Here is a 21,780-nt window from a genome sequence, read left to right as displayed (position 1 = left end):
CTTCTGCCAGACCCCTGCGCTAGTTGCCGCCGACGAGGCCGACACTCCACAACAGCACTGATTTCTGTGCATGGATGCGGTTCTCTGCCTCGTCAAAAACGACAGATTGCGGCCCTTCGAACACGTCCTCGCTGACCTCGTCGCCCACGTGTGCTGGCAGGCAGTGCAGGAACACCGCATCAGGCTTGGCTGTGGCCATCAGCGCGGCGTTGACCTGATAGGGGGCCATCGCCGCAATTTTTTCGGCTGCGTCGGCCTGCCCCATCGAGATCCAGGTATCGGTAACCAGCACGTCCGCCCCGCGCGCAGCCGCTTGGGCATCCTGCGTGATGGTCACCGTGGCACCGCCTTCGCGCGCCATGGCTACGAAAGCCGGATCAGGCTCGTATCCCGCAGGCACTGCCACACGCACGTTGAACTTGAACAACCCTGCCGCTTCGAGGATCGAATGCAGCACGTTGTTGCCATCCCCGAACCACGCCAACTCCAATCCCGGCAGCGCCTTGCCGTGTTCGATCACGGTGAGAAGATCGGCAACAATCTGGCACGGGTGCGATTGATCGGTCAGCCCGTTGATCACCGGCACCGTCGCATGACGCGCCATTTCCTCTATCTTGGCGTGATCATCGGTGCGCAGCATGATGGCATCCACCATCCGGCTGAGCACCCGCGCGGTATCAGCGATGCTCTCTCCCCGTCCCAGCTGGCTCGAGGCGGAATCGAGGATCAGCACGCTGCCGCCCAGCTGCCGCATCGCGATGTCAAAGCTGACGCGGGTGCGGGTGGAATTCTTCTCGAACACCAGTGCCAGCACGCGGCCTGCCAGCGGCGCATCGGCATCGACTGCGCCCTTGGGCTGGCCGCCGCGCGCCGCCTTGCGATCAATCGCGTCGTTGATCATCGCCGCAACATCATCGGCACCCGCATCCCCCAAATCTAGGAAATGCCGCAGCTGCCCCCCGACGGCGGTCATGCTGCTTCCGGCACTTTGAAGCTGGCCGCACCGGCTGACAGCTTGTCAAAGAATTCGTCGATCTCGGCATCACCGATCACCAGCGGCGGGATCACGCGAATGGTGTTGTCGCCTGCCGCCACAGTCAGCAACTGGTGATGATCACGCAGGTGGACGAAGAACGGGCGGCTCTCCATCTTCATCTTGAGGCCGAGCATCAGACCCTTGCCGCGCACCAGTTCGAACAGTTCCGGATAGTTGCCGATGAACTGTTCCAGCCGTGCACGCAGCCGCTCGCCCTTTTCGGCGACAGAGTTCAGGAACTCCTCGTTCGCCACGGCTTCCATCACTGCGGTGCCCGCCGCCATGGCGAGCGGGTTGCCGCCGTAAGTGGAGCCGTGGGTGCCGAAGGTCATCCCGCGCGCGGCCTTTTCGGTGGCGATGCACGCACCCAGCGGAAATCCGCCGCCGATGCCTTTGGCGGTTGCCATGATATCGGGCGTGATGCCGTAGTGTTCATAGGCATAGAGCTTGCCGGTGCGGGCGACACCGCACTGCACCTCGTCAAGGATCAGCATCAGATCACGCTCGTCCGCCAGCGCGCGCAGCCCAGCCATAAATTCTTGCGAGGCCGGACGGATGCCACCCTCGCCCTGAATCGGCTCGACCATGATGCCTGCGGTGCGCGGCCCGATCAGCGCCTTGACTGCCTCCAGATCGTCAAACGGCGCATATTTGAACCCTTCGAGCAGCGGCGAAAAGCCATGGTGCATCTTTGTCTGGTTCGATGCGCTGATGGTCGCCATCGTGCGGCCGTGGAAGGCGTTGTGAAAGGTGATGATCTCGAACCGGTTGGCATCGCCCCCATCACCGGCGTTCTGGTGATAGGCACGCGCGGTCTTGATTGCGGTCTCGCAGGCCTCCGCGCCCGAATTGGTGAAAAACACCGTGTCGCCAAAGGTCGTATCGACCAGCATCTGTGCAAGGCGTTCCCCCTGCGGGCTGCCGTAGAGGTTCGAAACATGCATCAGCGTGGCGGCTTGGCTCTGGATCGCGCCGATCAGTCCTTCGTGCGAATGACCCAGCAGATTCACCGCAATACCGCTGGCGAAATCGAGATAGCGCGTGCCGTTCTCGTCGATCAGGTGGCAATGCTCGCCGCGCACCGGCCGCACGCCGCAGCGCGGATAAACGGGCATGAGCGCAGGTATAGACATGGGCAATTTCCTGAATTGAGAGTGTCTTGGGAGAACAAACGCAAATGGCGGCCCTGAACCAGAGCCGCCATCTGCAATCCGTTAATCTTCCGCTGGGCCCGCGTCAAACCGCGGGAGCGGTTTTGGCCGGGGTCAGCCTTCGATCGGGGCCAGATTGACGGCGGAATGTTTTCCGCGTCGATCGACTTCGAGATCGAATTCGTACTTCTCGCCTTCGTTCAAGGCCGAAAGCCCCGAGCGTTCGACTGCGCTGATGTGCACAAACGCATCCGGCTGGCCATCATCGCGAACGAGGAAGCCGAAGCCCTTCATCGCGTTGAAGAACTTGACCGTACCCGTCACGCGCTCACCGGTCAGTTCGCGCTGCGGGGCAGCCGGCTTGGCCGCCACGGCAATCACATCGCCCACGACCTGCAAATCCTGCGCCGACACTTTGCCGCCGCGATCCACGAGGTTGTACTGAAGCTCCTGCCCTTCGGCGAGGCCTTCGAGGCCGGCGCGTTCAACCGCACTGATGTGAACGAACACATCCTCGCCGCCGCCATCCTGCTGGATGAAGCCGAAGCCTTTCTGGGTGTTGAAGAACTTTACGGTGCCTTTGCCGGTGCCGACGATCTGTGCGGGCATACGGGTAAAACCGCCGCCGCCTGCGCCGCCGCCCGGGCCACCAGGACCACGCGGAGCACCGCCGCCGCCGCCACGCGGGCCGCCGCCACCGAAACGGTCGCCGCCGCCGCCGAAGCGATCACCGCCGCCGCCGCCAAAACGGTCACCGCCACCGCCGAATTCGCGTGGCGGCGAAAAGCCGTCATTGCCGCCGCCGAACGGATCGAAACCATCTTCGCCGAAACCGTCGCGCTTGTCGCGGCCGCGCCGGCGTCCCCTATCGTAACCCATAGATCAGTACGTACCTTGTCACACTGCCCGCCCTCCGATGCGCCGGTGGCGGGGACAGTGAGCCGCACCGGACACAGACGCGCCGAACTTGGAAACCGGTGCGCACGTTGCCTCTGTCATAGCGCACAAAGAGTTGCTTTGCGAACGATTTTACCTGACCGCAGGCAAGGCGCCGCAGCGGCCGCCCACGAACGCTTGTGTGCCGCCGCGCAGGCAGGCATGACGATGGCCGGAAAAATATCTGGGTGCCGGAGGGGTGATGAGCGACTTTCGCAAGATTAACGAAAATATCTATGTCAGTCAGCAGCTTACGCTGGATGACGTGGCGGCCGCTGCCGGCGCAGGGATGGCAATGATCGTCAATAACCGCCCCGACGGCGAGGAGCCGTCCGCGCCGCAGGGCGACGATATTGCCGCCGCCGCCGCCGTCGCCGGCCTCAATTATACCACCATTCCGATCGGCCATTCGGGCTTCAGCGAGCCGCAGGCGGACGCGATGATCGCCGCGATGGAGCAGGCCGAGGGCCCGATTCTCGCCTATTGCCGTTCAGGTACGCGTTCCACCCTGCTGTGGGCATTGGCATCGGCCAAACAGGGCGTTGCGCCTGACGCCATCGCCCGCGCAGCGGCGCAGGCAGGCTATGATGTCAGCCCGATTCGCCCGATGATCGATATGCTCAGCCAGCGTTGAGACGCCGTCTGTGGACGTGCCGCCTTTGCTGATGCAGACCGCAGGCTCACTGGCAGCGATCCTAGCTCTGGCGGGGCTGGCGTGGTGGCTGCGGCTGGGGCCCGCCCCGCCGCTCTCCAATGCGGAGGATGTGCGGCGGATTGCCGCCGAGATCGAGGATGGCTTTGCGCCAACCGCCATCGCCTGCGACCAGAAGGGCGCCGGTGCCCTGGCACGCGATGCACAGGGCCGCATCTTGCTGATTAGGCCGCACGGCAACCGCTTTGTCGGCAGGGTGCTGACAGCGCGCGCTTGCGCCACGCTTGAAGGCCATCCCGGCGAATTCAACATCCTTATCGACAGCGGCGAACGGCGCTTTGGCCGCCTCGGCCTGACCCTCCCCGATCCTGATGCTTGGGCCGCGGCGATCAATGCGCTAAACGATCGCTGCGATGCCTGATTTCAACCCCACCCAATATGCCGTCCCGCTGTTCGTGGTGGCGGTGCTGGCCGAGATGATCTGGGCCAAATTCCGCGCTCCGGAGGCTTACGAGCCCAAGGATACGCTCGTCAGCCTGTCTTTCGGTCTTGGTTCGACCGTCGCCGGTGCGCTTCTGGGCGGCTTTGCCGTTGCAGCGTTTATCGAGGCTTACGAATACCGGGTTTTCGACTTCGGCCCCGAATGGTGGGCAGTGTGGTGGGCCTGGCCGCTGTGCTTCGTGCTCGATGATCTCAAATATTACTGGGTGCACCGCGCCGGACACCGCATACGCTGGATGTGGGCCGCACATGTAAATCACCACTCCTCGCAGCACTACAACCTCTCCACCGCCCTGCGGCAGACGTGGACGGGGCCGCTGACTTTCGGCTTCCTCTTCGCTGTTCCGCTGGTGCTGCTGGGCTTTCATCCGGCGATGATCGCGATCTGCGGCGGGTTCAATCTGATCTACCAGTTCTGGATCCATACCGAGGCGATCAAGCGGATGCCGCGCTGGTTCGAAGCTGTGATGAACACGCCCAGCCACCACCGCGTCCACCACGCCACCAATCCGCGCTATCTCGACCGGAATTACGCAGGTGTGTTCATCGTCTGGGACAAGCTGTTCGGCACCTTCGAACCCGAGGTCGATGACGAGACGATCCGTTACGGCATCGTCAAGCAACTTGGCAGTTTCAATCTGCTTTGGTCGGTGTTCCACGAATGGATCGGGATGCTGGAGGATATCTGGCGTGCGCCGTGGCGGCACAAACTGTCCTATCTGCTGCGCGAACCCGGCTGGAGCCATGATGGCAGCCGCGAAACCAGCGACATGATCCGCACCAGATGGCAATCCCGCACGGGCGCAGGTGTTGCACCCGCCGCAACATCAGTGGCGGATCGAAACCCGATTGCAGCCAGCCGCGAAGCTGCCTAATCTCCCCCCATAAAAGGGAGAGAACATGGAGAGTTTCGATTACATCGTCATTGGCGGTGGCAGCGCGGGCAGTGCGGTTGCGGGCCGTCTTGCGGCAGATGGCACGCGCCGGGTGTGCCTGCTTGAAGCGGGCGGAACCAACGACAATGTCTGGGTCAAGACGCCGGGCTTCATGCCCTTCATCCCCGAAAAGTCGAATTACCGTTATGAAACTGTCCCGCAAAAGGGACTGAACGGGCGCACAGGATACCAGCCGCGCGGGCGCGGCCTTGGCGGGTCATCCGCGATCAACGCGATGGTCTATATCCGCGGGGGCCGCTGGGATTATGACAACTGGGCAGCGATGGGCTGCACGGGCTGGGGCTATGACGACGTGTTGCCCTATTTCAAGCGTGCCGAAGCGAATGAGCGCGGGGCGGATAACTTCCACGGCGCTGGCGGCCCGCTGTTCGTATCCGATCAGACCGCAGCCAACCCCGCCTCTCACGCCTTTGTCGAAGCCGCCGCTGCCTTGCAGCTGCGCACCAATAATGACTTCAACGGCGAACGGCAGGACGGCTTCGGCCTGTACCAGGTCACCCAGCGCAAGGGCGAACGCTGGACCTCGGCCCGCGCCTATGTCGAGCCTATCCGCGATTCCGGCAATTTCACGGTGCGCACCGATACGCTGGTTGAAAAGCTGGTGATTGAAGCGGGGCGCGTTGCCGGCGTCCAGATCCGGCGCGGCGGAGCATCCGAAACCCTGCTTGCCCGGCGCGGCGTGGTGCTGAGCGCGGGCGCCTTCAATTCCCCGCAGATCCTGATGCTATCCGGCATCGGCCCTGCCGATCACTTGATGGCACACGGGATCGACGTTGTGCTGGATCGGCCTGCGGTCGGCAGCAATCTTCAGGATCACATCGACTATGTCTCCGGCTGGGAAACGGACAGCGACGTGCCGATCGGCGGGACGCTGAAAGGCACGCTGCGGATGGCGGCGGCGATTGTCGAACACCGCCGCAAGCGCACCGGCGTGATGACCACGCCCTATGCCGAAGCGGGCGGGTTCTGGACGGTGCTGCCCGATTCGCCTGCGCCAGATGTGCAGTGGCACTTCGTGCCCGCTGTGCTGGAAGATCACGGGCGCGAGAAGGTAAAAGCGCATGGCTTCTCGCTTCACGCCTGTGTGCTGCGCCCCGAAAGCCGCGGAACGGTGCGGCTGGGCAGCGGGGATGCCGCCGCCGCGCCAGTGATTGATCCCAACTTTCTTGATGACGAACGTGACATGGAGGTGTTGCGCGCAGGCGTGCGGCTGTCGCACCGCATTGCCGAGGCTCCGCCGATGCAGGCATTTGGCCCGAAGGATCGCCACCCCGTCGATCTGAACGATGACGCAGCACTCGACGCGATGATCCGTGCACGGGCCGATACCGTCTATCACCCGGTCGGCACCTGCCGCATGGGAAGCGATTCGGACGCAGTTGTCGATTCCACGCTGAAGCTGAACGGGCTCGAGGGCCTGTGGGTGGCAGACGCGAGCGTGATGCCCAAGATCGTCAGCGGCAACACCAACGCGCCCAGCATCATGATCGGCGAGAGGTGCGCAGACTTCGTGATGGCGGCTGAGCGGAACTGACCTCCCAAGTAATTGGAAAGCGCTGTAACGGCCCTCAGGGCTGCAAGCGCGACCGCGCGCCCGCAGGTGCTCGCGCGTAGCGCGAAACGCACCGAGGATGCTCGCCCGGACGGGCGAGCGAAACAAAAAAAGGCCGGAGCGCTTGCGCGGCTCCGGCCATATTCAGTTTGTTCGTTCGCAGGAGGAACGTGGTGAGGCGGGGGGAGAGGAGAGGGAGAGAGAGAGCCTCCCCCCGCCAAGCTTGGTGGAGAAGGTGCCTAGTTGTAGGCGCGCTCCCCATGTTCGGAGATGTCGAGGCCGTTGACTTCGGCTTCTTCATCGACCCGCAGGCCAATGGTCAGCTTGACAAGGAAGCCTGCGATCAGGGTGCCGATACCGGCCCATGCGATGGTCACCAGGACGCTGAAGATCTGCACGCCGAGCTGGTCGCCAAGCGCGGTCGAACCGTCGCCTGGGCCGCCGAGGAACGGCTGGTAGACCACTGCCGTCCCGATCGCGCCGATGATGCCGCCCACGCCGTGGATGCCGAACGCATCGAGCGAGTCGTCATAACCGAACTTGGCCTTCACCTTGGCAACGAAGACATAGCACACCGCCGAAGCGACAATGCCGAGCAGGATCGCGCCGAACGGGCCGGAGTTGCCCGCCGCCGGAGTAACGGCGACCAGACCGGCAATCACGCCCGAGCAGAAGCCCAGTGCCGATCCCTTGTGGCCGGCAGCACGCTCGATCACCATCCAGGTCAGCGCCCCTGCCGCGGTCGCGACGAAGGTGTTGATCATGGCCAAACCGGCAGAACCATCAGCTTCCAGCGCCGAACCAGCGTTGAACCCGAACCAGCCCACCCACAGCAAGCCGGTGCCGATCATGGTCATCACCAGACTGTGCGGAGGCATCGGTTCCGAGGGATAGCCGCGACGCTTGCCCAGCAGATAGGCGAGCACCAGACCGGAGATCCCGGCATTGATGTGCACCACGGTGCCGCCAGCGAAATCGAGCGCGCCGTCTTCGAACAGCAGTCCGCCACCAGCCCACACCATGTGCGCAATCGGGAAATAGACGATCGTCAGCCAGATCGGCACGAAAGCCATCACTGCGCTGAACTTCATCCGTTCTGCCGTCGCGCCGAGGATAAGCGCAGCGGTGATCGCGGCGAAGGTCATCTGGAAGCTGATGAAGACATATTTGCTGATGACTTCATCGGTAAAGGTCGCCGCAGTGCTGCTGGCATCGGTGCCAGACAGGAAATAGCTGCCCCCACTGACGAACAGGCCCAGCGTACCTTCATAAACAGTGTCGCCGAATGCGAGGCTGTAACCCCACATCACCCAGATCAGCATTGCGAGACAGGCTGTGGCGCCGACTTGCGTCATGGTCGACAGCATGTTTTTCGACCGGGTCAGGCCGCCATAGAACAGCGCAAGTCCGGGCAGGATCATCAGCATCACCAGCACGGTCGATGTCATCATCCAGGCATTGTTGCCCGGATTGGGCACGGCTTCGACCGCTTCGGTCACGACTTCGGCAGCTTCAGCCACCGGCGCGGCGAGTGCGGGTGCGGCAAGCAGAACCGCTCCCGTCATCAGCGCTGCAGCATTGAGAAGAATACGCTTCATTGCTTGGCCCCTTTAAAGCGCGGTTTCGCCGGACTCGCCGGTGCGGATGCGGGTGGCGGACGCGAGGTCGAATACGAAGATCTTGCCATCACCGATCGCGCCGGTGTTGGCAGTCGTTTGAATGGTCTCGACCACCTGCGCGGCGATATCGTCGCTGGCAGCGATTTCGAGCTTCACCTTGGGAAGCATGTTGGTGGAGTATTCGGCACCGCGGTAAATTTCGGTCTGACCCTTCTGGCGACCAAAGCCTTTGACCTCGGTCACGGTCATCCCGGCGATGCCGATGCCGCTCAAGGCTTCGCGCACAGTGTCGAGCTTGAACGGTTTGATGATGGCGATGATGAACTTCATCTGTGGCCCCTGTTGCACCGGCTCGTTCCGGCTACGGGAGTCACAGCAACAAGCGTGCCATATTAGTGTAACGCGGTTGACGCAGCGGAATCAGAGCGTTTCTTCGCACCTGAGGGAGAATACCTGCCTATTTTTTAGGCGTGTGATTAACGATTGGGCAATTTTTGCGGCGAGTTGTGGCGTGAGCCGTCAGGCTGTTAGCCCTCGTCGCCCGCAATGTAGCGATCCGTGGGCCGCGTTGGCAGGCCATCGATGCTGCTGGTGCGCATGGCTGTCTTGGCCTCCCACTGCGCGGGATCGGACTGGCGATGCGCCTTTTTCAGCGTGTCGCGCTCGCCCTCCAGCGCCATGAAGGGCACGCCCCAGCCGCACGAGGTCTGCACGCTCTCCACCGCGATGTCGAAAATCTGCCGGGTACCGGGCATCAGGGTGAACTGCGCGGCGAGTGCGTCCCAACCCGCGTCCTGCGGCAAAACCGCGCGCCCGCTCCCGTAGATCCGCAGGATCAGCGCGGGCTGCTGAAAATTGCAGAACATCACCGTAATCCGGCCATCTGCGGCAAGGTGCGCGTGAGTCTCGTTCCCCGATCCGCCCAAGTCGATATAGGCGACCCGGTTGGGCGACAGCACCCGGAACGCGTCATAGCCCTTGGGGCTGAGATTGATTCGTCCTTTTGCCGCTGCCGTGGCAACGAAGAAAACCGATTGCGCGGTGATCATCGCGATGTGCCTGTCATTCAGCGCATCGAAGAACTCCGCCATCGCCAGCCTCCTTCAGATCACAGAAAATCGCGCAAAGTGGCAATGAAGCGGTCAAACTGGTCGTGGTGCAGCCAGTGACCCGCCTTCTCGAACTCGATCACCCGCGCGGTTTTGAAATGGGCAATCCGCCCGTCCTTTTCCGGGTTCGACGCCCAGCTATCGGCCCCGTAAAGCAGCAACGTGGGGCATGTGATCGCGGCCCACAGCGCTTCGACGAACTCGTCGCCAATGTCTTCCACCGGCCAGACATTAAGATGCGGATCGAACTTCCAGCTATAGGTGCCGTCTTCGTTGCGGGTGACGCCGTGGACTGTCAGATGCCGCGCCTGTTCTTCGGTGAGATAGGCGTTTTCCTCAATCATCCGCGCAAAGGCAGCTTCGATGCTGTCATATTTGCGCGGGGTTCGTCCGGCAGCCTTGCGCTTCTTTTCGATAAACTCGGCAAGTCGCTCGGGGTAAGGCACGGCGCGCTGCTTGGCGCGCATTTCGGGCGAAGGCCCCAGCCCTTCGATCGCGACCAGCTTGGTCACCATGTCGGGGAAGGCGCCCGCATAGCGCAGTGCGACATTGCCGCCCATCGAATGCGCCACCATCCGCACCGGGCCAACGCCCAGTTGGTGGATCAGCTGCGCCAGATCATAGACCATGTCAGCGGCAGAATAGACCCCGTCGGACACCCAGTCGCTATCGCCGTGGCCGCGATGATCCATAGCGATGACATGATAATCCGCACTCAGCGCCTCAGCCGTCCAGTCCCACGACCGCGCATGATCGCGCCCGCCATGCACCAGCACCAGCGGCGGTTTGGAATCACGTTCTCTGGGCCCGCCCCATTCGAGGTAGTTCAGGCGAAGGCGCTGCGAAATGAAGGTCTGCGAAGTCGGGCCAGTATCGTGCATGCGTGATGCCATGCCGCGAACCTGCCCGTCCTGCAAGACTACCGTTCCTTGGTCGCCGAGAAGGTCAGCTGCGGGTTCTTTTCGACCTGATAGCTGACGTCCCACGGGCTCTTGGCCATGAACACGTAATCGCCATCACGATCGCGGGCGAGGTTGGCGCGGTTAAACCCGGCGAATTCCTCCAGCGTCTTCTCATCGCCCTTGATCCAGCGTGCGGTGGCGAAGGGCGAAGGTTCGAGCACGGCTTCGACCTTGTATTCAGCCTCCAGCCGCGAAATCAGCACTTCCAGCTGCAATTGCCCGACCACGCCGACGATATGGGCCGAGCCGATGTCCGGGTAAAACACCTGGATCACGCCCTCTTCGGAAAGATCGTCGAGCGCCTTGCGCAACTGCTTGGTCTTGGTCGGATCGCGCAATTGCACGCGGCGCAGGATTTCCGGCGCGAAGTTGGGCAAGCCGGTGAAGCGCACCTGATTGCGTTCGGACAAGGTATCGCCCACGCGCAGGGTGCCGTGGTTGGGGATACCGATAATATCGCCGGCTTCCGCGGTGTCGGCCAACTCGCGGTCCTGCGCGAAGAACAGGATCGGCGAATGCACCGCAATCGGTTTGCCGAGCCCCGACGGAGTCAGCTTCATGCCGCGTTTGAAGGTGCCCGACACCTGCCGCATGAAGGCGATCCGGTCGCGGTGGTTGGGATCCATGTTGGCCTGCACCTTGAAGATGAAGCCGGTGACCTCGTCGCGATCGGGGCTGATCTGCTCCTCGCCCGCAGGCTGTGGGCGCGGCGGCGGGGCATATCGGGCGATGGCGTCGATCAGCTCGCCGACGCCGAAATTCTTCAATGCCGATCCGAAATAGACCGGGGTCAGATCGCCGTGACGGAAGGCTTCGAGGTCGAATTCCGGGTAACCGCCGCGCGCCAGCTCGATCTCGTCGGCGAAGCGCTGCGGGATGGTCGCGGTGTCACGGGTGCCGAGGTATTCGCGGCTCGGGCCTTCGGGGCGCGCCACCGTCTCGGTCTTGAAGTCGAGCAGGCCTTCAAATTCCCCGCCCATGCCGATCGGCCACATCTGTGGGCTGACGTCGAGCGCCAGCATATCGGCGACCTCGTCCAGCGTCTCGAAAGGATCGCGGCCCTCGCGGTCGACCTTGTTGACGAAGGTGATGATCGGAACCGAGCGCAACCGGCAGACCTCGAACAGCTTGCGCGTCTGCGGCTCGATGCCCTTGGCGGCGTCGATCACCATCACCGCCGAATCCACCGCAGTCAGCGTGCGGTAGGTATCCTCCGAAAAATCCTCGTGCCCCGGTGTGTCGAGCAGGTTGAATACGATGCCGTCCTTGAGGAAGGTCATCACGCTCGACGTGACCGAGATCCCGCGCTGCTGCTCGATCTTCATCCAGTCCGACCGCGCCCGCCGCGCCTGCCCCCGCGCCTTGACCTCGCCCGCCAGATGGATTGCGCCGCCTTGCAGCAGTAGCTTTTCGGTGAGCGTCGTCTTCCCCGCATCAGGGTGCGAGATGATGGCGAAGGTGCGGCGCGTCTGTCCAAGGGATGCTGTCATGGGGCCGCGCGCATAGCCCGGTTTGCGCCAAGCGTCCACGGAAACGCGCCTGCAGCCATGTCCGCGCGATTTACGCGGCAGTAAGCTATTCAGTTTATGCAACAAAACGCAGGTGCATCGACAGAGGAGCAACAGTGATGAGTGAATCCGTCCCTCTTGGGCCGATCGTAATGATGCTGGCGGTGCCGCTGGGCGGTGCACTGTGGCTCGGGATGGGCCCGGCAGACGAACATTATGATGTGCCGCCCGTCCAGGTGCTCACGTCACTCAGCAACGCCACGGTTCCGACCCATGTGCTGGGCAGCCACATCAAGGGCAGCAGGGTTACCCGGCCCGATAACAAGACCGTCGTCACCGCCCTGATCGGCGCAGACGGCGCCGAGATGATGCGCTTCGTCACCACGGTCAAAGCCGATGGCGAAGGCTCATCTGTATCGACAGAGATAGAACCACCCGTGGGCAAGAATGCCGAACGTGCGGCCAAAGCGATGCAGTCGCAGGCCTACACCATGGCGCTGATGGAGAAGCTGGCGCAGGAACACGTCGATGCAGCAATCGAGAAGCGCCCGTTCAACTTGCTGGCCCTCAACCCGGCGGGTGACGCAATGATCAACGCCGATCCGCGCATGAAGGAGCAGATCCAGCAGGCCAACGAAGCCGCCGCGATGATGTCTCGAATGGAGCAGGAAGAGTTCCGGAGCGCCGACCAGAGCGGCGGTTGGGGTGCGAACACGCCGAAACGCGATATCGGCTGGGGCACCAACACACCCCGACAGGACAGCGACTGGCCGCAGTAAGGTTCAGTCGCGCGCGACGCGGAAGCCCGCGAAGTCCTGATTGACCGGCATCAGTTCGATCCGGTTGATGTTGAGATGCGGCGGAAGGTTCGCGATCCAGCCGATGGTGTCGGCGATATCCTCGCCCTTCATCGGATTGACCCCGCGATACAGATCGTCCGACGCTTCCTGGCTGCCGGTCCGCACCACGGTGAATTCGGTCTCCACCATGCCCGGCTCGATGCTGGTGACGCGCACGCCGGTGCCGTGCAGATCGGCGCGCAGGGCGAGCGTGAAGTGGTTGGCAAAGGCCTTCGACCCGGCATAAACATTGCCGCCGGGATAGACGTAACTTCCCGCAACCGAACCGATGGCAATGATCGCGCCCTTGCGGATGATCAGGCCGGGCAACAGCTTGCGGGTCAGCACCACCATTGCGGTGATGTTGGTGTCGATCATCGTTTGCCAATCATCGAGATTGGCGTTCTGCGCCGCGGACAGCCCTTGGGCGAGACCGGCGTTGTTCACCAGTAAGTCGATATCGCGGAAGCCCTCGGGCAGGTTCGCCAGCGCAGTGTCGAGCGCGGCGGTGTCACGCACGTCGAAGCAAATCGCGTGGACCTTGTCCGCGCCGAGTTCGGCAACCAGCGCGTCGAGCCGCTCCTGCCGCCGCCCGGTGGCAACGCAGCGCCAGCCGTCCTTGACGAGGCGCCGGACGGTGGCAAGGCCGATCCCGGCGGTGGCGCCGGTGACGAAAGCAAGCTTGCTCATCCGCGCAGCTCCCCGCCCTGCTTGGCCGCAGCGGCGACGATCTTCTCGGCGATGGCCTTGAGATCGGCATCCTTGAAGCTCGCCTCGCCCGGCTGAAGCGTGACTTCGACCGCGATGGACTTGTGGCCTTCGGGCACGCCCTGCCCTTGGAACACGTCGAAGACGCGCACGGCGGTGATCGCTGCCTTGTCCGCACCCTGAACGGCGCGGACGAGATCGCCAGCCGCCAACGCTTCGGGCACAAGGAAGGCGAAATCGCGGGTCACGGCTTGCAGCGCCGGCGGGGTGAAGCCGGGACGGGCGAAGGCGGCACCCTTCTTGGCGGGAATTGCGTCGAGAAACAGCTCGACCGCTGCGATCGGCCCGTCGACATCGAAGGCCTTGAGCGTTGCGGGATGCACCATCCCGAAGCGCGCCAGCACCGTCTTGGGCCCAAGCCGCAAGGTGCCAGATTGGCCGGGGTGGAATTGCGGTCCGGCCTCGCCCATCACCATCAGGTTCGCCACCGGCGCGCCTGCCGCATCGAGCAGCTGGAGCGCCAGCGCCTTGGCGTCGTAAGCATCGAAAGCCTGCGCCTTGCCCGCCTGCCAACCGCGCTGCGTCTTTTCGCCCGCCAGCACGATGCCGAGCGTCGGCTTTTCGTCACTCAACCCATCAGCGGCGCGGAAATAGCGACGACCGATTTCGAACAGCCGCGATGATGCCGCGCCGCGATCCCCATTGCGCTTGGCCGCCATCAGCAAGCCGGGCAGCAGCGCGGGGCGCATCGCCTTGAGGTCTTCGCTGATCGGGTTGGCGAGCACCCATGGCGGCTCGTTACCGGTGGCGAAATGCTGCGCTGCCCATTCGGGCAGGAAGCTCCAGGTGATTGCCTCGTTCAACCCGCTGGCAGCAGCAGCGCGGCGCAATCCGCGTTCCAGCTTCTGCTGCGGCGTTGCGGTCGGCCTTGCCACCCCTTCGGCACGCGGCAGGGCTACGCTTGCCACTGTGTCGAGCCCGTGGATGCGCACGACTTCCTCGACCAGATCGGCCGGGCCTTCGATATCGTGGCGGCGCAGCGGGCAGGTGACCCGCCAGCCCTCACCGACGCTGAAACCAAGGCTTTCGAGGATGCGCTGCTGTTCGGCTTCCGGCACCTCTACCCCGCCCAGACGCAGCGTCAGGCCGGGGTCGAAGGGAATGACCTTGGTATCGCTCGGCGGCGAACCGGCGCGCACCACTTCGCTGGGACTTCCGCCAGCGAGTTCCACGATCAGCCCGGTCAGCAAATCAAGGCCCTGATCCAGAAACGCAGGATCAACCCCGCGTTCAAACCGCGTGCGCGCGTCGGAGGACAGCCCCAGCTTGCGACCTGTCGCGCCGATGCGGGCAGGATCAAAATAGGCGATTTCGAGCAGCACATCGGTGGTCGTCTCGCTCACGCCCGAATGTTGGCCGCCCATGATCCCGGCAATGTCGTGCACCTGCACCTCGTCCGCGATAACCGTCATGCTCGCATCAAGCGTATAGGTTTTCTCGTTGAGCGCCTCGCATTGCTCACCGTCAACCGCCCGCCGCGCCGCCATCGCGCCTTGCAGCTTGGCAAGGTCGTAAACATGCGCCGGACGGCCGTAGCCGAGCATCAGGTAATTCGTAAGATCGACGAGCAACGAAATAGGGCGCTGGCCCGCACTTTTCAGCCGCGCTTGCAGCCAATCAGGCGATGCGCCATTGGTCACGCCGGTGATGACCCGGCCATAAAACGCGGGGCAGCCTTCCGGGTCGTCGGTGCGGATTTCGACCGGGCACGCGCCCGCCGCGCTGAAGGCAGGCATGGCAATCGGCTTCAGCGTTCCCAGCCCCTTGGCCGCCAGATCGCGGGCGATGCCGTAAACGCCCATGCAGTCGGGCCGGTTGGGCGTCACCGCCACTTCGATCACCGGACTGGAGCCGTGGTAATCGGCAAAGCTTTTTCCCACCGGCGCGTCAGCGGGCAATTCGATGATCCCGTCGTGATCCTCACCCAGTTCCAGTTCGCGCACCGAGCACATCATGCCGTTGCTCTCGACGCCGCGGATCGCGCTCTTCTTCAGCACCATGCCGTTCGCCGGAACGACCGCGCCGGGCAAGCCGAGCACGCCTTTCATCCCGGCCCGCGCATTGGGCGCGCCGCACACGACCTGCAACGGATCGCCTTCTCCGGTGTCCACTGTCAGCACTTGCAGCTTGTCGGCATCGGGGTGGCGCGCCGCGGTGAGCACATGGGCGACACGGAATCCCGCCAGCTTCTCGGCCGGGTCTTCGACACCTTCGACCTCAAGGCCGATCGCATTCAGCCCATCGCAGATTTCTGCGACGGTGGCGGAGGTTTCAAGGTGATCCTTGAGCCAGGTGAGCGCAAACTTCATGCTTTCGCTCCCACGCCGGCAGACAGGGTCGGCTGATCGAACGGCGAAAAACCGTAATGCGCCAGCCAGCGGCCATCGCCATCGAAAAAGGCGCGCAAATCGTTCATCCCGTATTTCAGCATCGCAATCCGGTCGATCCCGAGGCCGAAGGCAAAACCCTGATATTCCGCAGGATCAACCCCGGCAAATTCGAGCACGCGGGCGTTGACCATCCCGCTGCCGCCGATTTCCATCCACGCATGGCCCGGCGCATCGCCGTGCCCGCCAACCACACGGCGGCCTCCCTCGGTTGAGTAGCCCACGTCGACTTCGACACTGGGTTCGGTGAAGGGGAAGTAGCTCGGCCGCAGCCGCAGCACGATATCCTCGCGCTCGAAGAAGGCCTTGAAGAAGGTCTCCAGCGTCCATTTGAGGTGGCCGAGGTGAATGTCCCTGTCGATGACGAGGCCTTCGACCTGATGGAACATCGGCGTGTGGGTCGCGTCGCTGTCCGAACGGTAGACGCGGCCCGGCGCGATGATGCGGATCGGCGCGCCCTGATCCAGCATCGAGCGGATCTGGACAGGCGAGGTGTGGGTGCGCAGCAGGATGTCTTTCCCGTCACTGGTTTTGTCGGGGAAATAGAACGTATCGTGCATCGCCCGCGCCGGGTGGGTTTCATCCATGTTGAGCGCGGTGAAATTGTGCCAGTCATCCTCGATCTCGGGCCCGGTCGCGACCGCGAAGCCCAGGTCGGCAAAGATTTCAGCCAACTCGTCCATTACCTGCGACACCGGGTGCACCGATCCCTTGGGCGATGCCGCAGCGGGCAAGGTCAGATCAAGCGTCTCGCGCGCCAACCGGGCTTCCAGCTCGGCCGCTTCCAGCGCCGCCTTGCGGATATCGAGCGCATCGGCAATCGCGGCGCGGGCTGACTGGATCGCAGGCGCAGCCGCAGTGCGCTCTTCCGGGCTCATCCCGCCCAGCGTCTTCAGGGCAAGGCTGACCCAGCCCTTCTTGCCCAGCGCATCGAGCCGCTGTTCTTCCAGCGTTTCAAGACTGGTCGCGGCGCCAATCGCGGCCAGCGCGGCCTGTGTTTGCGAAGTAATGTCGGTCATGGCCTCAGGTGTTCTGCACGCGGGATATCGCGGGCCGTCCGCTAGCGTCAAATGGCGCGTTTTGCAAAGCGCCTGTCAGGTCAGGCTGTTTCCCTCGCTCCGGTCGAAACGCCAATGCTGCCTTCCGGATCATGCAACCCCTGCATTGCATGGCCCGCCGCTGCCATTCGCGCCTGTGTCGCCGCCGCCAGCAGCGGCTTGTCCTTGCGGGCATAGTCGGAAGGGCACATCCCCATAAACCGCTGGAAATCCCGCACGAAATGCGACTGATCATGATAGTGGCAATCCAGCGCGCCCAGCCATGTCAGATCGGGATCGAGCATGAAGCGTTCAAGACTGCGCAGAAACCGCTGGCGGCGCAGCAACAGTTTGGGCGCAAAACCGAATGCCCGGCGCGACAAGCGCTCGACACTGCGCACCGCCACGCCCAGCCGCGCGGCAAGGTCTGCCACCGTCACCGTGTCGGGATCGACCAATGCGGCGTTGAGCGCGGCAATCGCGGGATCAATTGACGGCGCAGCGGCACACAGCCGCGCCATGTGCGATTGGATCATCGCCAATTCGCCAGCATAATCTTCGTTGCTCGCCGCCAGCGCATCGGCGAGCGGGGTGAACAGCGCAAAGGCTGGATCGGCGCGACCGTCCACCGAACGATCGGCATATTCCGCCGCCGACACGCCAGTCAGCAGCGCCCAGCCCGCCGGCATCAGCCCGATACCCCAGCTGCGCCCCGAACCGATGCGAAACCGCATCGCGCGGCTGGTCGGCCCGGTCACCGCAAAATCAGGGCTGGTGCTGACTTCACCCGCCCCGATCACTGTCTGCACCGAAGTCGCATCCAGAAAGCGCAGATTGGCCCATTCTGGCATGAGATAATCCTCCAGCCAGGGCTGCAACATCGAACACTTCACGTCGGTGCAATAAAAGGTTGTAATAAAAGGCCGCAATGCCTCGTCCGGAAGGCTAAAGCGGATAGTGACAGAACTGCCTGTTCTGGCATGCATGGTTCACCCTCCCCCCTGACGGCCACCCCTAGCCGGGTCGTGTTCTTACAATGTGAAGCTTTGGACACATCTTACAATCCCTTTTTGGAGCATTTTGGGGGGTAAACCATGACAAAAACTGTTAGATTTTCATTCGGCATCGCCGCTGCTGCCGTGATCGCAGCGCCGTTGCACGCCAAAGATGACAAGGGCACGCCCGAACTGGTGCGTTGCAGCGAAACCATCGGCTCGATCGCACTGGTCGAAGGCGATCAGGCCGGGTGGACCGAATGGGGGCTGGGTTCGCCTCGCGCTCTGATCAATGCTCTGGCGACTGAAAGCGGCTGCTTCACGATCGACAACCCCAATGACACTGCGCCCGCCCGCTTCCTTGTCACTGCGATTGCCGGCTCTGCCGAGGAAGTCGATCAGGGAATGGAAATGGCCAAGGGCGCCGCGATGGAAGGACTGGTGCGCTCTGGCGCGGCTTCAAGCCTGCTGCGCGGCGTTCCGGGCGGAGGCGCGGTGCTTGGCATGTTCGGCGGGTTGGGCGGCAAGAAGAAAACTGTCGCCGCAGGCCTGCGCGTGGTCAGCCCGGCGAATGGTATGACAGTCGCCATGGGGCAAGGCACGGTCAAGAAATCGTCGATCAATTTCGGCAACGCATCCTACGGGTGGGCGGGCACAGCGGCCAATGCCTCAGGCTATCAGGGTAACAAGAACGGCGAGATGCTGACCGAGGCCTTTGTGCTCGCCTTCAACCAGCTGGTCGCCCAGCGCGAGTTGATGGCGTCTGCGCCCGAGGCCGCCGGAGGAGCGGCGGCGGAGCCATCGGCGGTGGTCGCGGTGGATACCGTGATGCGCTCTGCCGCCGCCGCCGATGCCAGCGCGGTGCGATCCCTGCGGGCCGGTACCGAGCTTGATCCGACAGGCAAGCGTGCTGGCCTGTTCATCGAGGTAAAAGACAATTTCGGCACCACCGGCTGGGTCTCGGTCGAAGACCTGCGTTAAGCCTGCAACCGGGTTCAGCGCGGTGTGTCGAGTGTCTGCACCGCGCTGCCCCACACCCGCGCCCGCGCTTCCATGAAGGATGTCAGGATCGGGTGATCCAGCGCGGCATATTCGCTCGGGTTCATGGTCATGAACTCGCGGAACTCGCGGGTGAATTGCGCCTGGTCGTGATAATGCGCATCCATCGCTTCGGTCCAGCGACTGCCGCGATGCAGCATGAAGGTGGTAAGGCTGCGCATGAAGCGCTGCCGGCGCATCAGCAGCTTGGGCGAAAAGCCGAAATAGCGCGCGCACATCCGCTCCAGCGTGCGGATGCTCATGGCACAGGCATCGGCCAGATCATGCACCGAGGCAAAATCGCCGTTCACCAATTCGTTGTGGACGCGTCGGATGCGAACATCATCGCGGGTGGGCCGCATCGCTCTGGTCATGGCGGTGGTGATTGCCGCAAGCTGTTCTTCGGGGTCGATTTCGGGATTGCACAACATGTCTGTGAGGCCCGCGAATTGGCGGAAGGCCGGGTGCTGCGCGCCGTCGCACACCATATTGACGCAACTGGCCGCATCGGCACTGAAGAACCGCGCCCAGCCGAGCGGGAGAATGCCCACACCCCACATCTGCATCGGCGGAAGGGCAAACCGGCAGGCAAGCGAGCTTGGCCCGGTTCCGATAAAATGCGCTCCGCTAACCTGCGATGTGCCGATCGACGCATCGGGCGCGCCGCCGCAGAAAAACCGCAGATTGGCCCATTCGGGCTGAAGGTAATCATCGAGGCTTTCGCCGCCATCGTCGATTTCCAGCGTCGCGCGGTAGAAGGTGGTGAAGCACCCCTCGAACTGGGGAGGCGGTTCGTGGAACTCGGCCTTGAGCCGGTAGCCTGCAGTTGGCGCAAGGCCGTTTGCGGCAGTCGTGTCCAAATGATCCCCCATGCCCACCGACATGGCGCAACTGACGCGATTCTACAAGATCGGTGACGGTTTTATACAACCGTCACAATGGGCAGGGCGGGCACGAAAAAGGCGGGCCCCCGCAGGAACCCGCCTTGATATTTTCGCCGTGCGAACCGCTTATGCGGGCAGCGCAGCTTTCGCCTGGGCGATCACAGCCTTGAAGGCGCCGCCTTCGTTCATCGCCAGATCGGCCATCGACTTGCGGTCGAGTTCGATGCCGGCCAACTTGATGCCGTGCATGAACTGCGAATAGGTCAGGCCTTCCATGCGGACGGCGGCGTTGATGCGCTGGATCCACAGGGCGCGGAACGTGCGCTTCTTTACCTTGCGGTCGCGGTAGGCATATTGCCCGGCCTTTTCGACCGCCTGACGGGCGACACGGATGGTGTTCTTGCGGCGACCGCGATAGCCCTTGGCCTGGTCGAGAATCCGCTTGTGCTTGGCGCGGGTGGTTACACCCCTTTTGACGCGTGCCATGTAAGTATATCCTTATTTATAAGATGCATAAGGGCCGGGGCCCGGCTCGCATCAATCCAGCCCGTAGGGCGCCCACTTCTTGATCGTCGGCGTATCATGGGCCGACAGGACCGAAGTGCCGCGATTCTGGCGGATATACTTCGCGTTGTGGCTGATCAGACGGTGACGCTTGCCAGCGACGCCGTGCTTGACCTTGCCGGTGGCGGTGATCTTGAAGCGTTTCTTCACACCGCTCTTGGTCTTCAGCTTGGGCATTTTCATCTCCTGATTGAGACACGTCGGAACCGGCCATGGCAGCCCTTGTCGCCAGGCTGGCTGATTGATTCGTGTCAGTGAAGTTGGCGCGCATAGGCGGGAGACGGGCAAAAGGCAAGCGGCCCGGCAGTGCCGTTAAAGCGGCGTGATGTTGCAGCCGTTGCAATGTCGGCATTGCCCGCTGTCACAAATCGCCTAGTAGGGAAAGCGCATGAACACCAGAAAACTCAGCAACCCGTCCGCCCAACGTCCATCGCGCAAGGGCCGGCGCTTTATCGAACAGGCCGCGATCTTCTTTCGCGGCTTCATCGAAAATCCCGGCATGGTGGCCTCGGTCATTCCCTCGTCGCGCAGCACGATCGACGCGATGCTGGCGCGGGTCGACTGGCAGGGCTGCCGCCTGTTCGTAGAGTACGGGCCGGGCGTGGGCACCTTCACCACGCATATTCTCGACCGCCTGCCCGCGGACGGCAAGCTGCTGGCGATCGACACCAACGCGCGATTTGTCGACTATCTCAGAGAGACGATTGACGATCCGCGCCTGGAGGTGGTGCTGGGTTCGGCCGCCGATGTCGAACGCTTCGTGCGCGAGAGCGGCCATGCGGGGGCGGATTACATCATCTCCGGCCTGCCGTTTTCCTCGCTGCCCGCCACCGTGGCCGGAAACATCGCGGATGCGACCTACCGGGTAATGAACGAAGGCGGGGCTTTCATGACCTACCAGTTCAAGCCGGTCGCGCGCGAATTGACGCAGGCACGGTTCGAACAGATCGAGACAGGGCTGGCGCTGATGAATGTGCCGCCATGCCTGCTGACCTGGGGCTGGAAGCACAAAGCCCAGACCGCGCGCGAGGTCGAGTCACGGCCCCTCGCTGCGATCAATGCGCTGAACCGGTAGGCCCTGGCCGCAATGTTTCACGTGAAACATTGCGGCACCGAACGGGCAAGGGCGTCTAGAAGGGGTCTACGCAGGGTCAAGGTGAGGTCAAGACGGGGCAAGCGCCGCTCTGGAAGTGGCTGCTTTCGGATAAGCTGAGGCACTTGCGGCATGGCGGGTAGTGGGTGGATAGGCGAATGGCGACTTTGTGTTGACGACTTTGCAAGGATGT

At 63.1% G+C, this 21,780-nt stretch carries 22 protein-coding genes; 7 read left to right on the top strand and 15 right to left on the bottom strand.

Going from position 1 to position 21,780, the window contains the following annotated elements; all coding sequences use genetic code 11:
• Nucleotides 1-19: 19 nt before the first annotated feature.
• From argF to IP79_RS15895, 3 genes are all read right to left on the bottom strand, one after another.
• A complete protein-coding gene (gene argF / locus IP79_RS10510; protein ID WP_054119263.1) occupies nucleotides 20-973 on the bottom strand; it encodes an ornithine carbamoyltransferase in 954 nt (317 codons plus the stop codon).
• Entirely contained in the window at nucleotides 970-2,169 is a 1,200-nt protein-coding gene (locus IP79_RS10505; protein ID WP_054119262.1) for an aspartate aminotransferase family protein, read from the bottom strand. The genes argF and IP79_RS10505 overlap by 4 nt, the downstream gene beginning before the upstream one ends.
• 132 nt (nucleotides 2,170-2,301) lie before the next feature.
• Nucleotides 2,302-3,066, bottom strand: coding sequence for a cold-shock protein (locus IP79_RS15895; protein WP_054119261.1), 765 nt, complete (start codon nucleotides 3,064-3,066; stop codon nucleotides 2,302-2,304).
• 259 nt (nucleotides 3,067-3,325) lie between these two features.
• Between IP79_RS15895 and IP79_RS10495 the strand changes: the two genes are divergently transcribed.
• From IP79_RS10495 to IP79_RS10480, 4 genes are read left to right on the top strand one after another with little or no spacing between them, the layout of a single operon-like run.
• A complete protein-coding gene (locus IP79_RS10495; protein WP_054119260.1) occupies nucleotides 3,326-3,757 on the top strand; it encodes a TIGR01244 family sulfur transferase in 432 nt (143 codons plus the stop codon).
• Between the two features lie 31 nt (nucleotides 3,758-3,788).
• Nucleotides 3,789-4,196 (top strand): hypothetical protein, encoded by a 408-nt coding sequence (locus tag IP79_RS10490; protein ID WP_156318290.1) that lies wholly within the window; start codon nucleotides 3,789-3,791, stop codon nucleotides 4,194-4,196.
• Nucleotides 4,189-5,151 carry a sterol desaturase family protein gene (locus tag IP79_RS10485; protein WP_054119258.1) on the top strand — a complete coding sequence of 321 codons (963 nt, stop codon included), beginning with the start codon at nucleotides 4,189-4,191 and terminating at the stop codon, nucleotides 5,149-5,151. The genes IP79_RS10490 and IP79_RS10485 overlap by 8 nt, the downstream gene beginning before the upstream one ends.
• A gap of 25 nt (nucleotides 5,152-5,176) precedes the next feature.
• Nucleotides 5,177-6,766: a GMC family oxidoreductase gene (locus IP79_RS10480; RefSeq protein WP_054119257.1), complete on the top strand. Its 1,590-nt coding sequence runs from the start codon at nucleotides 5,177-5,179 to the stop codon at nucleotides 6,764-6,766.
• 257 nt (nucleotides 6,767-7,023) lie between these two features.
• Here IP79_RS10480 and IP79_RS10475 read toward each other — a convergent pair whose 3' ends face one another.
• The 5 genes from IP79_RS10475 to IP79_RS10455 all read right to left on the bottom strand — a co-directional run bounded on the left by IP79_RS10475 (nucleotide 7,024) and on the right by IP79_RS10455 (nucleotide 11,964).
• A complete protein-coding gene (locus IP79_RS10475) occupies nucleotides 7,024-8,382 on the bottom strand; it encodes an ammonium transporter (RefSeq protein WP_054119256.1) in 1,359 nt (452 codons plus the stop codon).
• 12 nt (nucleotides 8,383-8,394) lie between these two features.
• A complete protein-coding gene (locus IP79_RS10470; RefSeq protein WP_054119255.1) occupies nucleotides 8,395-8,733 on the bottom strand; it encodes a P-II family nitrogen regulator in 339 nt (112 codons plus the stop codon).
• A gap of 197 nt (nucleotides 8,734-8,930) precedes the next feature.
• Nucleotides 8,931-9,494: a pyridoxamine 5'-phosphate oxidase family protein gene (locus tag IP79_RS10465; protein WP_054119254.1), complete on the bottom strand. Its 564-nt coding sequence runs from the start codon at nucleotides 9,492-9,494 to the stop codon at nucleotides 8,931-8,933.
• A 17-nt stretch (nucleotides 9,495-9,511) separates the two neighbouring features.
• Nucleotides 9,512-10,393, bottom strand: a complete 882-nt coding sequence (locus IP79_RS10460; protein WP_054119253.1) for an alpha/beta fold hydrolase — start codon at nucleotides 10,391-10,393, stop codon at nucleotides 9,512-9,514.
• A 38-nt stretch (nucleotides 10,394-10,431) separates the two neighbouring features.
• The gene (locus tag IP79_RS10455; protein ID WP_054119418.1) at nucleotides 10,432-11,964 is read right to left on the bottom strand and encodes a peptide chain release factor 3; all 1,533 of its coding nucleotides are present in this window, start codon (nucleotides 11,962-11,964) and stop codon (nucleotides 10,432-10,434) included.
• Between the two features lie 137 nt (nucleotides 11,965-12,101).
• Here IP79_RS10455 and IP79_RS10450 point away from each other — a divergent pair, with 137 nt between their 5' ends.
• Nucleotides 12,102-12,761, top strand: coding sequence for a hypothetical protein (locus IP79_RS10450; RefSeq protein WP_156318288.1), 660 nt, complete (start codon nucleotides 12,102-12,104; stop codon nucleotides 12,759-12,761).
• A gap of 3 nt (nucleotides 12,762-12,764) precedes the next feature.
• On the opposite strand, the gene IP79_RS10445 is transcribed toward IP79_RS10450, so the two are convergent.
• The 4 genes from IP79_RS10445 to IP79_RS10430 all read right to left on the bottom strand — a co-directional run bounded on the left by IP79_RS10445 (nucleotide 12,765) and on the right by IP79_RS10430 (nucleotide 17,906).
• Nucleotides 12,765-13,511 carry an SDR family NAD(P)-dependent oxidoreductase gene (locus tag IP79_RS10445; protein WP_054119251.1) on the bottom strand — a complete coding sequence of 249 codons (747 nt, stop codon included), beginning with the start codon at nucleotides 13,509-13,511 and terminating at the stop codon, nucleotides 12,765-12,767.
• Nucleotides 13,508-15,898, bottom strand: coding sequence for a phenylalanine--tRNA ligase subunit beta (pheT, locus tag IP79_RS10440; protein ID WP_054119250.1), 2,391 nt, complete (start codon nucleotides 15,896-15,898; stop codon nucleotides 13,508-13,510). The genes IP79_RS10445 and pheT overlap by 4 nt, the downstream gene beginning before the upstream one ends.
• Entirely contained in the window at nucleotides 15,895-16,995 is a 1,101-nt protein-coding gene (gene pheS, locus IP79_RS10435) for a phenylalanine--tRNA ligase subunit alpha (RefSeq protein ID WP_054119249.1), read from the bottom strand. Before pheS ends, pheT begins: the two co-directional genes overlap by 4 nt.
• A gap of 80 nt (nucleotides 16,996-17,075) precedes the next feature.
• Nucleotides 17,076-17,906 carry a helix-turn-helix domain-containing protein gene (locus IP79_RS10430; RefSeq protein WP_233994173.1) on the bottom strand — a complete coding sequence of 277 codons (831 nt, stop codon included), beginning with the start codon at nucleotides 17,904-17,906 and terminating at the stop codon, nucleotides 17,076-17,078.
• A gap of 201 nt (nucleotides 17,907-18,107) precedes the next feature.
• Here IP79_RS10430 and IP79_RS10425 point away from each other — a divergent pair, with 201 nt between their 5' ends.
• Nucleotides 18,108-18,989: an SH3 domain-containing protein gene (locus IP79_RS10425; protein WP_054119248.1), complete on the top strand. Its 882-nt coding sequence runs from the start codon at nucleotides 18,108-18,110 to the stop codon at nucleotides 18,987-18,989.
• 14 nt (nucleotides 18,990-19,003) lie between these two features.
• On the opposite strand, the gene IP79_RS10420 is transcribed toward IP79_RS10425, so the two are convergent.
• The 3 genes from IP79_RS10420 to rpmI all read right to left on the bottom strand — a co-directional run bounded on the left by IP79_RS10420 (nucleotide 19,004) and on the right by rpmI (nucleotide 20,671).
• Nucleotides 19,004-19,918 carry a helix-turn-helix domain-containing protein gene (locus tag IP79_RS10420; protein WP_054119416.1) on the bottom strand — a complete coding sequence of 305 codons (915 nt, stop codon included), beginning with the start codon at nucleotides 19,916-19,918 and terminating at the stop codon, nucleotides 19,004-19,006.
• Nucleotides 19,919-20,056: 138 nt separating this feature from the next.
• The gene (rplT, locus tag IP79_RS10415) at nucleotides 20,057-20,416 is read right to left on the bottom strand and encodes a 50S ribosomal protein L20 (protein WP_054119247.1); all 360 of its coding nucleotides are present in this window, start codon (nucleotides 20,414-20,416) and stop codon (nucleotides 20,057-20,059) included.
• 51 nt (nucleotides 20,417-20,467) lie between these two features.
• Nucleotides 20,468-20,671, bottom strand: coding sequence for a 50S ribosomal protein L35 (gene rpmI / locus IP79_RS10410; protein ID WP_054119415.1), 204 nt, complete (start codon nucleotides 20,669-20,671; stop codon nucleotides 20,468-20,470).
• A gap of 211 nt (nucleotides 20,672-20,882) precedes the next feature.
• Here rpmI and IP79_RS10405 point away from each other — a divergent pair, with 211 nt between their 5' ends.
• On the top strand, nucleotides 20,883-21,569 hold the full coding sequence (locus tag IP79_RS10405; RefSeq protein ID WP_054119246.1) for a class I SAM-dependent methyltransferase: 687 nt from the start codon (nucleotides 20,883-20,885) through the stop codon (nucleotides 21,567-21,569).
• Nucleotides 21,570-21,780 lie beyond the last annotated feature (211 nt).

This window comes from Porphyrobacter sp. AAP60 (genome assembly GCF_001296025.1).
Lineage (GTDB): Bacteria > Pseudomonadota > Alphaproteobacteria > Sphingomonadales > Sphingomonadaceae > Erythrobacter.
Note: the sequence above shows the minus strand (reverse complement) of the source record. Positions and strands in the feature narration are given on the sequence as shown.